We start from the raw sequence: 14,808 nt of genomic DNA on the forward strand, positions 1-14,808 counted from the left end.
CAAGCGGAAAACTTCACCAAGGGTTTCTAAATGGGCAAAACCAAGGCAGGATTTCCACCAACTTTTGCTGCCCCGCCCCGTTCAGGAGGCTTTTCATGATCCGTATTTCGACACTTTTTCTGCTTGCATCACTGGGCTTGGCTACAGGTGCCGCGCAGGCCGCCCAACCCGCCTCGGAACTGACCGGTTGCGCCGCCAAGCGCCAAGCCATCAGTGAACAGATCGAGCAGGCCCGCGCCCACGGCAACAGCGATCAGCAGGCTGGCCTGGAAAAGGCCCTGAGCGAAGTCACCGAGCACTGCACCGACGCCAATCTGCGCAAGGAACGCGAGCAGAAAGTGCTCGACGCCCGTCACGAAGTGAACCAGCGCACCAAGGACCTGGACAAGGCCATGAAGAAAGGTGACGCGGAGAAGATCAACAAACGCAAAGACAAGCTGGCCGAAGCGAAGAAGGAACTGCAGGAAGCCGTTGACGAACTCGAGCGCTGAACCAACGGCGGCAGCGGCTAAAGCCGCTGCCGCAGGTTCCGCCCAATCCAGAAGCCAAGGTGTTCTCCAGAAGAACCGGCTTTGCCAGCGAACCGTCAATGATTGCGAAACTCGCTATGACAGGCCTTGCACGCCGCCTCGACCTTGTCCATCGGCGCCTTGAGCCCCGCGGCGTCCAACGGCTGGTTGCGAGTCACACCGACCAACTCGCCGGTCACTCCCTCGAGTTGCCGGGCCAGGTCCTGGAACCGCGCCTGGCGCTCCCAGACCTCCGCCCGCGCACTGCTGTCACCCTCATCGCGCACCTGCGGGAAGTGCTGCCACGGTTCGTGGGCCAGGGTGTCCAGCTTCGCGGCGCCCTCGGCGAACTTCCCACCGTCGAAGGGCAAGCGCCCACGCAACATGCCGCCCATGTCCTCGCTGGTCTTGAGCATCTGCTTGAAGATTGCCTTGCGCTGGCCCAGCGGCGAGTTGGGGTCGACGCCATCACAGGCGCTCAGGGCAAGGGCGGCGAGCAGTACTACGGTCAATCGCTTGAACATCTCGGTCTCTTTGGCCAGGCAAACGGGCGGCCAGTATCGCCGCCCACCAGGCAAAGACCAATAGCCACACAGAAAACAAGGGTGAATATTCATCTTTCGCCCAGCACAGGACTCACCCGATGAAATCTGCATTGCGCCATCTCGCCTGGGCCCTGCCCGCCCTGGCGCTGCTGGTCGGCTGTAACGGCGGCGAAAGCGCCAAGCCACAACCTCACGCCATCGCCACCTATGTGCCGGCCACCTGGAAAGACCTACCCGCGGTCAGCGACGACGACCTGCTGGCCGGTTTCTACGCCTGGCGCAGCGGTTGCGAAAAGCTCAAGCGCGACCCGGTATGGGCCGCCACCTGCGAGGCGGCCGGCTCGGCCACGGCAAGCGCTGCCCAGGTCCGCACCTTTCTCGAACAGAACCTGCAGGTGTACGGCCTGCGCTCGGCCGACAACAGCGCCAACGGCCTGATCACCGGCTACTACGAGCCGGTCTACCCCGGTAGCCTGGCGCGTACCGCAGCCGCCCAGGTGCCGGTCTATGGTGTCCCCGAGGACATGATCGTGGTCGATCTCGCCAGCGTGTACCCCGAACTCAAGGGCAAGCGCCTGCGCGGCCGCCTCGAGGGTCGCGTGCTCAAGCCGTATGACACTGCCGAAGTGATCAACCGCGATGGTGCCAAGGCACCGGTGCTGGCCTGGCTGACCGACCCGATGGACCTGCAGTTCCTGCAGATCCAGGGCTCCGGGCGTATTCAGCTGGACAGTGGTCGCCAGCTGCGGCTGGGTTATGCCGACCAGAACGGCCACCCCTATCGCCCGATCGGACGCTGGCTGGTGGAGCAAGGCCAGTTGCCCAAGGAACAGGTGACCATGGGCAGCATCCACGCCTGGGCCCAGGCCAACCCACAACGGGTGCCGGAACTGCTGGCGAGCAACCCGAGCTATGTGTTCTTCAGCACCCGGCCGGACAGCAACGAAGGCCCGCGTGGCTCGCTGAACGTACCGCTGACGGCAGGCTACAGCGTGGCCATCGACCGCAAGGTGATTCCGCTGGGCAGCCTGCTGTGGCTGTCCACCACCCGTCCGGACGGCTCGCCAGTGGTGCGCCCGGTGGGTGCGCAGGACACCGGAGGGGCTATTACAGGAGAAGTGCGTGCCGACCTGTTCTGGGGCACCGGCCCCGAGGCCGGCGAGCTGGCGGGAAACATGAAGCAGCAGGGGCAGATCTGGATGCTGTGGCCCAAGGGCCAGCCTTTGCCTGAAGTACCGAAAGTGCCTTGATCGGCGCGGGATTCTTCGCGGGCAAGCCCGCTCCCACAGGGAGACTGCAAGCCGTCCAGGCTGCGCAGCACCTAGTCGGAGCGGCCTTGCGCCGCGAAAGGGCTGGGCCTCAGACCGAAACCACGAAGAACGATACGATCAGCGCCACCCCGGCGAACCACACCACCGACCGCAACGCCGCCCAGTCCGCCAGGTAGCAGATGATGTAAAGCAGCCGGCTGGTGATATACAGCACCCCCAGCACATCCTGGGTTACCTGTTCGGCATTGCCGACGATATCCGCCACCAGCACCGCCGCGGCAAATGCCGGGAAGGCTTCATAGCCATTTTGCTGGGCAGCATGGGCGCGCCGTGGCAAGCCTGACAGGGTATCGAGAAAGGCGCGCGGGTCGTGATTGTCCTTGAGCCCAAACCGGCCGCTGCTGACCTTGGCGATCAAGGCACAAAGTGGGTTCAACAGCAGCGCGATCAGGATGCACCACAAGGCTACGGTCATGCTCATGACTCCTTGTTCGAAAATGGGTTAGAGCTTCATCACCAGCATGCCTGCCAAGACCAGCCCGCAAGCTAGGAGTCTCGGCCCGCCAAAAGGTTCTTTGAGGTAGCGCATGCCCAGCAGCACCACGAGGATCACGCTGAGTTCGCGCAAGGCTGCCGCCTCGGCCACCGAGCCCAGGTGCATGGCCCATAGCACCAGAGCGTAGCTGAACAGTACGCAGAAGCCGACCGCCAACCCCAGCCGCCATTGGGTCCGCCAGAACAGCACGAAGGGCGCCCTCCGGGCCACCCCGGCCAACAACGGGAACGGCCAGGCACTGAGCAGGGTCAGCCACACCAGGTAGTCCAGCGGCTTGCCCCACAGCCGCACGGCCTGGCCATCGAACCAGGTGTAGCAACCGATGCACAGCCCGATCAACGCCACCACCGGCAGCATCGACCAGGGCAGCCGATCACCGCCACCGCCCTGCCACAGCAGGCAGGCCATGCCACACGGAATCAGCAGGATACCGATGATCTGTTGCTGGCTCAGCGACTCACCGGCGAAGGCCAGGGTCAGGCCCAGCACTACCAATGGCGACAGGCCGCGCATCAGCGGATAGACCAGGCCGAGGTCACCCACTTTGTAGGCTTTTATCAACAGGTAGCGATACAGCTGTTCGGCGAGCGCCGAAGCCAGTAGCCAAGGCCAGATAACGGCCGGTGGGAAGTCGACGAAAGCCACCGCCAGTACCGCGAAAACCAGCGCGACCACGTCCATGCTGGCAATCACCAGCAGGCGCTCGGCACTGAACTTGATCAGGGTGTTCCAGGTGGCATGAAGCAGGGCTGCGACCAGTACCAGGGAGGTTGCCAACACGCCTTGGGTCCTTGTTGTGGGAGCGGGCTTGCCCGCGAAGCTGCACACACGGTGGATGGCACGGGCTGCGCCCGCGGCCACAGGGTATGCGATCCACCCTCTGGATGGGAACGATTTGGACTTATCCGGTCAAACCCTGTGTCCCGAACCCCTCGCCAGATCATCAAAGAACTGCCCGAGCCATTCGGGCAACGACTTGGAAGCCACTGTCACAGGATTCGGGATGCTTGAATTAGTTGCCGCGTTTATCTGCCTTACCACCCTTCTCACTTATGTGAACTACCGCTTCATCGGCCTGCCACCCGCCATCGGCGTGATGGTCACGGCATTGCTGTTCTCCCTGATTCTGCAGGGCCTGAGCCTGATCGGCTTCCCTGGCCTGGAAGAACGCGTCGAAGGCCTGATGAACCAGATCGACTTCAACGACCTGCTGATGCACTGGATGCTGTCGTTCCTGCTGTTCGCCGGCGCACTGCACGTCAACCTCAGCGACCTGCGCAGCTACCGCTGGCCGATCGGCCTGCTGGCCACGCTGGGCGTGCTGATCGCCACCGTGGTGATCGGCTACCTGGCGCACTGGGTGTTTGCCCTGTTCGGCTGGAACGTGCCGCTGATCTACTGCCTGCTGTTCGGCGCGCTGATCTCGCCCACCGACCCGATCGCCGTGCTCGGCGCCCTGCGTACCGCCAACGCCTCCAAGCCGCTGAAGACCACCATCGTCGGGGAGTCGCTGTTCAACGACGGCACCGCGGTGGTGGTGTTCACCGTGCTGCTGGGCATCATCCAGCTGGGCGAGACGCCAAGCGTCGCCGACACCGCCATCCTGTTCGCCCGGGAAGCCATCGGCGGGATCGCCTTCGGCGGCCTGATCGGCTACGCCACCTACCGCATGATCAAGAGTGTCGAGCAGTACCAGGTAGAAGTGATGCTGACCCTGGCGCTGGTCATCGGCGGTTCGGCGATGTGCTACGAGCTGCATGTGTCGGCGCCGATCGCCATGGTGGTGGCCGGCCTGATCATCGGCAACCTGGGGCGCAACCTGGCGATGAACGACATGACCCGTCGCTACATGGACGGTTTCTGGGAGTTGATCGACGACATGCTCAATGCGCTGTTGTTTGCCCTGATCGGCCTGGAACTGTTGCTGCTGCCGTTCAACTGGCTGCACCTGGCGGCCGGTGGCGTGCTGGCGGTGGCGGTGCTGGCCTCGCGCCTGCTGACCGTGGCGCCGGCGATCGTCCTGCTGCGCCGCTGGCGCAGCGTGCCGCAGGGCACTATCCGGGTGCTGACCTGGGGTGGCCTGCGCGGTGGCGTGTCGGTGGCCCTGGCGCTGTCGCTGCCGCAGGGCGAGGAGCGCGACCTGCTGCTGTCGATTACCTACATCGTGGTGCTGTCGTCGATCCTGGTGCAGGGGCTGACGGTCGGCAAGGTGGTCAAGCGCGTAAGCCAACAAGCCTGATGCATCGAGCTGGCTGCTTCGCGGGTAAACCCGCTCCCACAGGATGGCAGAACCTTCAAGGGCGCCGAAGGATCTGTGGGAGCGGGTTTACCCGCGAAGGGCCGAACGCCGCTCTCACTCCACCGCGCTGTCCGGGAACTGGTCCTGGATGTACTTGATCTCGGTGCGTCCATGGGGAGCCGGCAAGCCGTCGTCGCCCAGGTTGACGAAGACCATCTTGTCGACGGTCAGGATCGCCTTGCGGGTGATCTTGTTGCGCACTTCGCACTTGAGGGTGATCGAGGTACGCCCAAACTCGGTGGCGGTGATGCCCAGCTCGATGATGTCGCCCTGGCGCGAGGCGCTGACGAAGTTGATCTCGGAAATGTACTTGGTCACCACCCGCTGGTTGCCCAGCTGGACGATGGCGTAGATCGCCGCCTCTTCGTCGATCCAGCGCAACAGGCTGCCGCCGAACAGCGTGCCGTTGGGGTTGAGGTCTTCGGGTTTTACCCATTTGCGGGTGTGAAAGTTCATCTGGACTCCTGACCGGCTTGGCTGACGTGGGCTAATGATGGCAGACCGCTCGGTCACCCTCCATTGAACATCGACTATCGTCTCGATTAATCGACAGAAAGTCTTGGGTGTGTCACACGCCCGCGGCTATAATCCCTGCCGTTTCACATGGTCCCCCGCAGTGGTGGCCATCCCGCCACCCAGCCGAGGGGCGCTGCAGCAGGTTCGTCCTGTCAGGCTCGGTTGGGGCGTTGTCCGCCTGGCGGACGCTCAACGCACAACGGCGCCCATTCGCACACTACGAATGGAGGCTCTCAATGAGCGCTGTAAACACGCCTGCAGGTTTTTCCGATTTCAAGGTCGCCGACATCTCCCTGGCCGACTGGGGCCGCAAGGAAGTCATCATCGCCGAGTCGGAAATGCCGGCACTGATGGGCCTGCGCCGCAAATACCAAGCCGAACAACCGCTCAAGGGCGCGAAGATCATCGGCTGCATCCACATGACCATCCAGACCGCCGTGCTGATCGAGACCCTGGTCGCCCTGGGCGCCGAAGTGCGCTGGTCGTCGTGCAACATCTTCTCGACCCAGGACCAGGCCGCCGCCGCCATCGCCGCCGCCGGCATCCCGGTGTTCGCCTGGAAAGGTGAAACCGAGCAGGAATACGAGTGGTGCATCGAGCAGACCATCCTCAAGGACGGCCAGCCATGGGACGCCAACATGGTGCTGGACGACGGCGGTGACCTGACCGAAATCCTGCACAAGAAATACCCGGCCATGCTGGACAAGATCCACGGCGTGACCGAAGAGACCACCACCGGCGTGCACCGCCTGCTCGACATGCTGGCCAAGGGCGAGCTGAAAGTCCCGGCGATCAACGTCAACGACTCGGTCACCAAGAGCAAGAACGACAACAAGTACGGCTGCCGTCACAGCCTCAACGACGCCATCAAGCGTGGCACCGACCACCTGCTGTCGGGCAAGCAGGCCCTGGTGATCGGCTACGGCGACGTGGGCAAGGGCTCGGCCCAGTCCCTGCGCCAGGAAGGCATGATCGTCAAGGTCACCGAAGTCGACCCGATCTGCGCCATGCAAGCCTGCATGGACGGCTTCGAAGTGGTCTCGCCATTCAAGGACGGCATCAACACCGGCACCGAAGCCGGCATCAACAAGGACCTGCTGGGCCGCATCGACCTGATCGTCACCACCACCGGTAACGTCAACGTCTGCGACGCCAACATGCTCAAGGCCCTGAAGAAGCGCGCCGTGGTCTGCAACATCGGCCACTTCGACAACGAGATCGACACCGCCTTCATGCGCAAGAACTGGGCATGGGAAGAGGTCAAGCCACAGGTGCACAAGATCCACCGCACCGGCGCCGGCACCTTCGATCCGCAGAACGACGACTACCTGATCCTGCTGGCCGAAGGCCGCCTGGTGAACCTGGGCAACGCCACTGGCCACCCAAGCCGTATCATGGACGGTTCGTTCGCCAACCAGGTCCTGGCGCAGATCTTCCTGTTCGAGCAGAAGTTCGCCGAGCTGCCTGCCGCGAAGAAGGCCGAGCGCCTGACCGTGGAAGTGCTGCCGAAGAAGCTCGACGAAGAAGTGGCCCTGGAGATGGTCCGTGGCTTCGGCGGCGTGGTCACCCAGCTGACCCCGCAGCAGGCCGAGTACATCGGCGTGACCGTCGAAGGCCCGTTCAAGCCAGACGCCTACCGCTACTAAGCGGCAAGCTTGCAGCTGCAAGCGGCAAGATACGGCAGACCGTGTCGTTGCTGCTTGCGACTCCACCTTGGAAGCTCTTGAATGTGCCCAAGCCAGATCGGCCATCACCGGTCTGGCTTTTACTTGCAGCTTGCCGCTTGAAGCTTGCTGCTCGAGGAACGAGTGATGTCCCAGGAACGCCGCTACAGTTTCGAGTTCTTCCCCACCAAGACCGACGCCGGCCATGAAAAGCTGATGGGCGTCGCCCGCCAGCTGGCCAGCTACAACCCAGACTTCTTCTCCTGCACCTACGGTGCCGGAGGCTCGACCCGCGACCGTACGCTGAACACTGTGCTGCAGCTGGAAAGCGAAGTGAAGGTCCCGGCCGCCCCGCACCTGTCCTGCGTGGGTGACAGCAAGGACGACCTGCGCGCCCTGCTGGCCCAGTACCAGGCCGCCGGCATCAAGCGCATCGTCGCCCTGCGTGGCGACCTGCCGTCGGGCATGGGCATGGCCAGCGGCGAGCTGCGTTACGCCAGCGACCTGGTCGAGTTCATCCGCCAGGAAAGCGGCGACCATTTCCACCTGGAAGTGGCCGCGTATCCGGAAATGCATCCCCAGGCGCGCAACTTCGAGACGGATCTTGCCAATTTCGTGCACAAGGTCAAGGCCGGTGCCGACAGCGCCATCACCCAGTACTTCTTCAACGCCGACAGCTACTTCTACTTCGTCGAGCGTGCGCAGCAACTGGGCGTGGACATCCCGGTGGTGCCCGGCATCATGCCGATCACCAACTACAGCAAGCTGGCGCGCTTCTCCGACGCCTGCGGCGCCGAGATCCCGCGCTGGATCCGCAAGCAGCTGGAAGCCTATGCCGACGACACCGCCAGCATCCAGGCCTTCGGCGAGGAAGTGATCACCCGCATGTGCGAACAACTGCTGCAAGGCGGCGCACCTGGGTTGCACTTCTACACCTTGAACCAGGCCGAGCCGAGCCTGGCGATCTGGAACAACCTGAAGCTACCCCGCTGATGGTCGCGGGCAAGGCTTTGGCGCACGTCAAAGCCTTGCTCGTTGCACGCCCCGCCCCACGCCCCAGCGACAAAAGCCCACTGGTCTTGCCAGAGCGGCCAGCGTACTCTCGCGCCATGCGCCCGCTGATCCCCACCCTCCTGCTGTTGCTGCTCGTCTGCCTGAGCCCGCTGGCACAGGCGGAACGCTTGCGCATCGTCAGCGATGACTGGGCGCCCTACCTGTTCCAGGACAACGGCCAGCCCCAGGGCATCGACTATGAAGTGACCAACGAAGTGTTCAAGCGCCTGGGCATCGAGGTGCAATGGCAGTTCCTGCCCTGGCGACGCTGCCTGGCCATGGTCGAGCAGGGCCTGGCCGACGGCGTGATGGATATCTTCCAGGTCGATTCGCGCCTGGGCTACCTGGTCTATCCCGACGAGCCGATGTCCGAGGCCGAATTCGTCCTGTACCAGGCCCGCCAGCGCCCCCATCCGGTGGCACGCCTGGAGGACCTCGCCGGGCTGACCGTGGGCACCTCGCCGGGTTACACCTATAACGCCGCGTTCAGCGACTCGCCGCTGTTTCGACGCGAAGCGGCCCCTACCCATGAAGCCAACTTCGGCAAGCTGATGCTCGGCCGCATCGACCTGCTGGTGACCGATCGCCGGGTCGGCCACTACCTGGTAAGGCAACTGGGCCTGGAGCAATCCGTCGAAGCCCTGCCACTGGTGATCAGCCGCCACCCACAGTACCTCGGACTGGCCCGCAAGCCCGGCCGCGAGGCTCTGGCCCAGGCCTTCGCCGAGGAACTGCGGCGCTTCAAGCAGGAGCCGGCCTACGCCGCGATCAGCGCCCGCTACCTGGGCAATCAGGATTTTCCTTTCGCCGTTGAGCAGCAGGACAGCGGCACACGCTGAATGCTCTGTTATACTCGAGCCTTCCCGCCCGGCTCACGCCCGGACGCTCGGCCTCGCCATCGGCATCTCGACCCGCAGCAGCGCACCCCTGGTGCCCGCCCGCCGCCTCCAGGATGCGCAGTGAACGCCCAGCTGGACCGGACGCGATCGCATCACTCCGATGCCCGTCGCGCCAGGCAGAACACCCCATCGGGCCCAGCCCCCACGAGAACAGGATTGCCCATGTCCTTTGCTTCCCTCGGTCTCTCCGAGGCTCTTGTCCGCGCTATCGAGGCTGCGGGCTATACCCAGCCCACTCCGGTGCAACAGCGGGCCATTCCCGCCGTGTTGCAAGGTCGCGACCTGATGGTCGCCGCCCAGACAGGTACTGGTAAAACCGGCGGTTTTGCCCTGCCGATCCTCGAGCGCCTGTTCCCGGGCGGCCACCCCGACAAGTCGCAACGCCACGGCCCGCGACAACCGCGCGTGCTGGTGCTGACGCCGACCCGCGAGCTGGCCGCCCAGGTGCATGACAGCTTCAAGATCTATGCCCGCGACCTGAACTTCATCAGCGCCTGCATCTTCGGCGGCGTCGGCATGAACCCGCAGGTGCAGGCCATGGCCAAGGGCGTCGACGTACTGGTCGCCTGCCCGGGTCGCCTGCTCGACCTCGCCGGCCAGGGCAGCGTCGATCTGTCCCGCGTCGAAATCCTGGTGCTGGACGAAGCCGACCGCATGCTCGACATGGGCTTCATCCACGACGTCAAGAAAGTGCTGGCTCGCCTGCCGGCCAAGCGCCAGAACCTGCTGTTCTCGGCGACGTTCTCCAAGGACATCACCGACCTCGCCGACAAACTGCTGCACAACCCCGAGCGCATCGAGGTCACGCCGCCGAACACCACCGTCGAGCGTATCGAGCAACGCGTCTATCGCCTGCCGGCCAGCCACAAGCGTGCTCTGCTGGCGCACCTGATCACCCTCGGCGCCTGGGAACAGGTGCTGGTGTTCACCCGCACCAAGCACGGCGCCAACCGCCTGGCCGAGTACCTGGAAAAGCACGGCCTGACCGCCGCCGCGATCCACGGCAACAAGAGCCAGAACGCCCGCACCAAGGCCCTGGCCGACTTCAAGGCCAACACCGTGCGCGTACTGGTGGCCACCGACATCGCCGCCCGCGGCCTGGATATCGACCAGTTGCCCCACGTGGTCAACTTCGAGCTGCCCAACGTCGAGGAAGACTACGTCCACCGCATCGGCCGTACCGGCCGGGCCGGTCGCTCGGGCGAGGCCATCTCGATGGTCGCGCCGGACGAAGAGAAGCTGCTCAAGAGCATCGAGCGCGTCACCAAGCAGCGCATCCCGGACGGCGACCTGATGGGCTTCGACGCCTCCCAGGTCGAGGCTGAAAAGCCCGAGGTGCGCGAGCGCCCGCAGAACAACGGCCGTGGTGGTCGCAACCAGCAGGCGCGTGGCGAAGGCAGCAAGGACGGCGGCGGTCGCAAGGACAAGGGCAAGGACAAAGGCCGCAACAAGCCTGCGGCCGAGAAGCCCGCCGAGAAGGAAAAGTCCGCTGACAAGCAGCAACAAGGCCAGCAGCGCAAGCCGCGGGACAAGAAGCCGCGCCAGCAGCAGGCAGCCCAGGGCCAGAAAGCCATTCCGGCGGTACCCGCCAACCGTGACCCGGAAGAGTTCCTCGACGACGATATCGACAATTTCGGTAACCGCGCCGACTACGTCAGCCCCTACCAGAACGCCAAGAACCAGGGCCGCAATCGTCGCCCAGGTGGCGCCGGTCAGGGCCAAGGTCAAGGACAGCGCAGTGGTGGCGGCCAAGGCCAAGGTCAGGCACGTGGCAACGGCCAGCAGCGCCAGGGCCAAGGCCAGGGCGGCGACAAGCGCCCGCGCAACGGCGGTGGCAGCAATGGTGGCGCTCGCCGTGACAACAACGGCGGTCGCAACCGCCGTGACGACGCGGCTCGCCAGGAGCCGGCAGTGCGCAACCCGCGCGAGTCGCAAAGCGCGCCAGTGATCATCCGCAAGGAATCCAAGCTCGACCGCTATCCAACGCCTGAGCAGTTGGACGACCTGCCAAGCCGCCCACGCGGTGAACGCCCGGCCCTACTGACCCGCAAGGGCTGATTGAAACACCGAGGGGCCGCTACGCGGCCCTTTCACGACACAAGGCCGCTCCCACAGCAGTACCTGTAGGAGCGGCCTTGTGTCGTGAAAGGGCTGCATAGCAGCCCCTCGGTCGTTCAGCTGACGCTAATTACTTCTGCTTCACACCTTCGACGCTGATATCCAGGTCCAGTGTCTGGGAAGTCGGGCCTGGGCCTTTGATCCCGAAGTCGTTCAGGTTCAGCGTGGTCTTGGCGTTGAAACCGGCGCGCTCGCCGCCCCATGGGTCCTTGCCCTCGCCATTGAACACAGCCTTGAAGGTAACCGGCTTGGTCACGCCGTGCAGGGTCAGGTCGCCGGTCACATCGGCAGTCTTGTCACCAGTGGACTTGACGCTGGTGGAGACGAACTTGGCTTCTGGATACTTCTTCACGTCCAGGAAGTCGGCGCTGGCGATGTGCTTGTCGCGCTCGGCGTGGTTCGACCAGAGGCTGGCAGTCTTCAGGTCGACGCTGATCTTGCTGGCTTCAGGCTTGGCGCTGTCCCAGGTGAAATTGCCGTCGAAGTCCTTGAAGGTGCCGTGGATGAAGCTGTAGCCCAGGTGGCTGATCTTCCAGTCCACGAACGCGTGCTGGCCTTCCTTGTCGATCTTGTATTCGGCGGCCATGGCCTGGCCGGCGGAGATCAGGGCAGTACCGAGCGCCAGGGCGGCAAAAGTCTTTTTCAACATCCTTACTTCCTTCCTTTGCAATTGAGGTTGAGAGTCAAGCTTTGCGGCCCAGCATGCGGGTCAGGGTCGCGTCACGGTCGATGAAATGATGCTTGAGTGCGGCCACGGCGTGCAGCACCGCGAAAATCACCAGCCCCCAGGCCAGCCACAGGTGGATGACCCCAGCCGTGTCGGCCTGGTCGGGCAAGTCGCTGACCAGCGCAGGGACCTCGAACAGGCCGAACACCGGGATACCGACACCGTCGGCGGTGGAGATCAGGTAACCCGCGGCCATTACCGCGAACAGCCCCAGGTACAGCGCCAGGTGCCCCAGCTTGGCGACCAGGCGGGTGGCCTTGCCGTGATTGGCCGGAGCCGGCGGTGGCGGGCTGACGAAACGCCACAGCACGCGCAGCAGCATCACCGCCAGAAGCACCAGGCCAATACTCTTGTGCAGGTCGGGGCCGGACTTGCGCCAAGGGCTGTAGTAATCCAGGCCGACCATCCACAGCCCCAGGCCGAACAGGCCGAAGACCGCCAACGCCACGCCCCAGTGCAGGACAATGCTGACCAGGCCATAGCGAGAAGATGAATTGCGCAGTTGCATGTTGGCGTATTTCCCCGTGAAAGCTGTGCACAAGACTAGCGGGTAACGTATCGAATAAAAGCGGAAAAACTTGCTTCGGATTATCTAAAAATCCGATATAAAGTCTGCAAGCTTCCCATTAAGGAAACATTAACGATAGACGTTCCCACAGGTACTGCACGGTATGTCTTACGCTGGCCTCCTGCAGGAGCGGCTAGACCGCTCCTACAGTGGACGTACAAACCCGTTAAGTGGGGCTCAGCCAGCCTTGGCCTGGCTGTTGACCACAGCCTTCTTGGCAGGCTCACCTTTGGCGGTAGCCTTCTTCACCGGCGCGGGCTTGGCAGTGGGTTTATGCACAGGCTTGGCCGCCGGTTTGTGCGCGGCAGCAGGCTTGGCCGGCGCCACCTTGACCGGCTCTTCCTTGGCCACCGGCGCCGGAGCGGCCGGTGCGGGTGCCGGAGCAACTGGCGGTGCAACCTCTTCAGCCTTGGCAACCGGCGCGGCCTTGGCTTCTGGCTTGTCACTCGCCCCGAACAGGCGCGAGAAGAAGCCCGGCTTGTCCTGCTTGGCCTCTTCGGCCTTGGCCGCCTGTGCCTTGGCTGGCGCCTTGTCGGAAGATCCACCGAACAGGTTGGAGAAGAATCCGCCCTTGTCCTTCGCCGCGGCCGCGCCGACAGCGGCGGCGGCGGCGACCGGCGCGGCCTTGACCGGGTCGAACGACTTGCCCGCCGCCAGTTCCTGGACCTGCCCGGCAGCGCGCTGGCCACTGCGCAGAGCACCCTCTAGGGTACCGGGATACAGCGCGTCGGTGTGTTCGCCGGCGAAGGCAATGCGCTGCACCGGGCGCTCCCACAGGCGCCAGTACTTGCTGATCTGCCCCGGGCCAAAGGCCAGGTAGGCGCCGCCCATGCCGGCGTCGGTGCTATAGCGGCGCACCTCGTAACCGGTGAAGGCACCCCGGGCCTGCGGGTAGAAGGCATGCAGGCGGATCAGCACCTGGTCGACCATCTGCTTGTCGCCGAACGCCTGCAGCAGGCGAGCATTGTCGCCGGACAGGTTGATCACCACGTTGGCCCCGCCCTTGAGCGCAGGCTCGATCCACAGCATGCCCAGGCCAGTGTTGCTGAAGATCTCGCCGGACATGCGCGCACGGCTTTCCCAGACCGGGTTCTTGAACTTGAGCATCAGCTGGTCGCGCCAGCCGTAGTTGGTGCCCTTCAACGCGGCCAGGTGCTGGTTGTCCAGGCCCGGGGTCATCTGGATCTTGGCCAGCGCGCGCAGCGGCACGGCCATGACCAGGTAATCGGCCTGGTAGCCGACCGCGCCGACCTTGACCGTCACGCCGTCCTTGTCCTGGACGATGGCAGTGACCGGCGAGCTGGTCTTGATGGTCTTCAGTTGCTTGACGAAGGCCTGGGCCAGCACCGGGCTGCCGCCAGGCAGACGCGCGGCACGCAGGTCGCGGTCGCTGACGTTGCGGTAGACGCGGTTCTGCTGGGCGAAGTACAGCAACGACAGGCGCGAAGGTTCATCGTAGCGGGTGCGGATCTGCTGGTTGACCAACTGACGGGCGGTGGCCGGCAGTTGCAGCTTGTCGAGCCAGGTGGACACGTTCATCTGGTCGAGGGCGAACAGGGTGCTGTTGGCCGCCGGGTTGAGCGGGTCGTCGATCGAGCGGGCCAGGTCGTCGAGGGTCTTTTCGTAGCGCTTGAGCGCCTCGGCGGTGGCCGGCTGCTTGGCGGCCAGGTCAGTGGCGCTGAAATACTCGCCGTCGATCAGGTAACCCGGCGTGCGCACGAATTCGGGCGCCGGCAAGGTCGCGACCTTGAACTGTTGCAGGTACTGGTTGAGCACCGGCTGGGTCTTGTCGTTGCCGATCCATTCGCTGGTCGCCAGGCCCGAGCGCCCGCCCATGCCCGATTTGGCCTCCAGCAGGGTCACCTGCCAGCCTTTGTTCTGCAGCTCATAGGCCGCGGTCAGGCCCGCCAGGCCGCCACCGACGACGATTGCCGTCTTGTCCTTGGCCAGCGCGGCACCGCTGGACACACCGATCAATACCAACGCGCACAGGCGCACCCAAGCAGCAGCCATGATGGCGAACTCCGGTTGAAAAACGACAGAGAGGCCGGGGAAGAACGCCCCGGGAAAGATGCGTTAAGAA

14 protein-coding genes and 1 riboswitch are annotated in these 14,808 nt (G+C 64.3%); of the genes, 7 read left to right on the forward strand and 7 right to left on the reverse strand.

Translation table 11 applies throughout. The annotated features are described in order from the left end of the window. Positions 1-95: 95 nt before the first annotated feature. Positions 96-491: a DUF1090 domain-containing protein gene (locus HU772_RS22695; protein ID WP_186656304.1), complete on the forward strand. Its 396-nt coding sequence runs from the start codon at positions 96-98 to the stop codon at positions 489-491. Positions 492-586: 95 nt separating this feature from the next. Here HU772_RS22695 and HU772_RS22700 read toward each other — a convergent pair whose 3' ends face one another. Continuing rightward, entirely contained in the window at positions 587-1,033 is a 447-nt protein-coding gene (locus HU772_RS22700) for a c-type cytochrome (protein WP_186656307.1), read from the reverse strand. Between the two features lie 119 nt (positions 1,034-1,152). Here HU772_RS22700 and mltA point away from each other — a divergent pair, with 119 nt between their 5' ends. Continuing rightward, positions 1,153-2,304, forward strand: coding sequence for a murein transglycosylase A (gene mltA, locus HU772_RS22705; protein WP_186656310.1), 1,152 nt, complete (start codon positions 1,153-1,155; stop codon positions 2,302-2,304). Between the two features lie 109 nt (positions 2,305-2,413). Here mltA and HU772_RS22710 read toward each other — a convergent pair whose 3' ends face one another. Together HU772_RS22710 and HU772_RS22715 are read right to left on the reverse strand one after the other, a co-directional pair. Continuing rightward, positions 2,414-2,800, reverse strand: coding sequence for an MAPEG family protein (locus HU772_RS22710; RefSeq protein ID WP_186656313.1), 387 nt, complete (start codon positions 2,798-2,800; stop codon positions 2,414-2,416). Between the two features lie 27 nt (positions 2,801-2,827). Next, positions 2,828-3,661, reverse strand: a complete 834-nt coding sequence (locus tag HU772_RS22715) for an EamA family transporter (RefSeq protein ID WP_186656316.1) — start codon at positions 3,659-3,661, stop codon at positions 2,828-2,830. Positions 3,662-3,884: 223 nt separating this feature from the next. On the opposite strand from HU772_RS22715, the gene HU772_RS22720 reads away from it, so the two are divergent. Continuing rightward, positions 3,885-5,120 carry a cation:proton antiporter gene (locus HU772_RS22720; protein WP_186656319.1) on the forward strand — a complete coding sequence of 412 codons (1,236 nt, stop codon included), beginning with the start codon at positions 3,885-3,887 and terminating at the stop codon, positions 5,118-5,120. A 114-nt stretch (positions 5,121-5,234) separates the two neighbouring features. Here HU772_RS22720 and HU772_RS22725 read toward each other — a convergent pair whose 3' ends face one another. Next, positions 5,235-5,636 (reverse strand): acyl-CoA thioesterase, encoded by a 402-nt coding sequence (locus HU772_RS22725; protein ID WP_138219226.1) that lies wholly within the window; start codon positions 5,634-5,636, stop codon positions 5,235-5,237. A gap of 179 nt (positions 5,637-5,815) precedes the next feature. Continuing rightward, positions 5,816-5,911, forward strand: a riboswitch (S-adenosyl-L-homocysteine riboswitch). Between the two features lie 21 nt (positions 5,912-5,932). Here HU772_RS22725 and ahcY point away from each other — a divergent pair. From ahcY to rhlE2, 4 genes are all read left to right on the forward strand, one after another. After that, positions 5,933-7,342: an adenosylhomocysteinase gene (gene ahcY / locus HU772_RS22730; RefSeq protein WP_186656321.1), complete on the forward strand. Its 1,410-nt coding sequence runs from the start codon at positions 5,933-5,935 to the stop codon at positions 7,340-7,342. 165 nt (positions 7,343-7,507) lie between these two features. Continuing rightward, on the forward strand, positions 7,508-8,353 hold the full coding sequence (gene metF / locus HU772_RS22735; RefSeq protein WP_186656336.1) for a methylenetetrahydrofolate reductase [NAD(P)H]: 846 nt from the start codon (positions 7,508-7,510) through the stop codon (positions 8,351-8,353). A 116-nt stretch (positions 8,354-8,469) separates the two neighbouring features. After that, complete coding sequence (locus HU772_RS22740; RefSeq protein WP_186656339.1) at positions 8,470-9,252, forward strand: substrate-binding periplasmic protein; 783 nt, start codon at positions 8,470-8,472, stop codon at positions 9,250-9,252. Positions 9,253-9,474: 222 nt separating this feature from the next. Further along, the gene (gene rhlE2 / locus HU772_RS22745; protein ID WP_186656353.1) at positions 9,475-11,370 is read left to right on the forward strand and encodes an RNA helicase RhlE2; all 1,896 of its coding nucleotides are present in this window, start codon (positions 9,475-9,477) and stop codon (positions 11,368-11,370) included. A 130-nt stretch (positions 11,371-11,500) separates the two neighbouring features. On the opposite strand, the gene HU772_RS22750 is transcribed toward rhlE2, so the two are convergent. The 3 genes from HU772_RS22750 to HU772_RS22760 form a co-directional block, all read right to left on the reverse strand. Continuing rightward, positions 11,501-12,079, reverse strand: coding sequence for a YceI family protein (locus HU772_RS22750; RefSeq protein ID WP_186656355.1), 579 nt, complete (start codon positions 12,077-12,079; stop codon positions 11,501-11,503). A 34-nt stretch (positions 12,080-12,113) separates the two neighbouring features. Beyond that, positions 12,114-12,665: a cytochrome b gene (locus tag HU772_RS22755; protein WP_186656357.1), complete on the reverse strand. Its 552-nt coding sequence runs from the start codon at positions 12,663-12,665 to the stop codon at positions 12,114-12,116. A gap of 237 nt (positions 12,666-12,902) precedes the next feature. After that, a complete protein-coding gene (locus HU772_RS22760) occupies positions 12,903-14,738 on the reverse strand; it encodes a flavin monoamine oxidase family protein (RefSeq protein ID WP_186656359.1) in 1,836 nt (611 codons plus the stop codon). Between the last annotated feature and the right edge of the window lie 70 nt (positions 14,739-14,808).

It is taken from the genome of Pseudomonas xantholysinigenes, assembly GCF_014268885.2.
In the GTDB taxonomy this organism is placed as follows: Bacteria; Pseudomonadota; Gammaproteobacteria; order Pseudomonadales; family Pseudomonadaceae; genus Aquipseudomonas; species Aquipseudomonas xantholysinigenes.

Coding starts and splice junctions, on each gene's coding strand:
- HU772_RS22710 (WP_186656313.1), bottom strand. CDS start 2,800: ATGACCGTAGCCTTGTGGTGCATCCTGATCGCGCTGCTGTTGAACCCA.
- HU772_RS22725 (WP_138219226.1), bottom strand. CDS start 5,636: ATGAACTTTCACACCCGCAAATGGGTAAAACCCGAAGACCTCAACCCC.
- HU772_RS22755 (WP_186656357.1), bottom strand. CDS start 12,665: ATGCAACTGCGCAATTCATCTTCTCGCTATGGCCTGGTCAGCATTGTC.
- metF (WP_186656336.1), top strand. CDS start 7,508: ATGTCCCAGGAACGCCGCTACAGTTTCGAGTTCTTCCCCACCAAGACC.
- HU772_RS22695 (WP_186656304.1), top strand. CDS start 96: ATGATCCGTATTTCGACACTTTTTCTGCTTGCATCACTGGGCTTGGCT.
- ahcY (WP_186656321.1), top strand. CDS start 5,933: ATGAGCGCTGTAAACACGCCTGCAGGTTTTTCCGATTTCAAGGTCGCC.
- HU772_RS22740 (WP_186656339.1), top strand. CDS start 8,470: ATGCGCCCGCTGATCCCCACCCTCCTGCTGTTGCTGCTCGTCTGCCTG.
- mltA (WP_186656310.1), top strand. CDS start 1,153: ATGAAATCTGCATTGCGCCATCTCGCCTGGGCCCTGCCCGCCCTGGCG.
- HU772_RS22700 (WP_186656307.1), bottom strand. CDS start 1,033: ATGTTCAAGCGATTGACCGTAGTACTGCTCGCCGCCCTTGCCCTGAGC.
- rhlE2 (WP_186656353.1), top strand. CDS start 9,475: ATGTCCTTTGCTTCCCTCGGTCTCTCCGAGGCTCTTGTCCGCGCTATC.
- HU772_RS22720 (WP_186656319.1), top strand. CDS start 3,885: ATGCTTGAATTAGTTGCCGCGTTTATCTGCCTTACCACCCTTCTCACT.
- HU772_RS22750 (WP_186656355.1), bottom strand. CDS start 12,079: ATGTTGAAAAAGACTTTTGCCGCCCTGGCGCTCGGTACTGCCCTGATC.
- HU772_RS22760 (WP_186656359.1), bottom strand. CDS start 14,738: ATGGCTGCTGCTTGGGTGCGCCTGTGCGCGTTGGTATTGATCGGTGTG.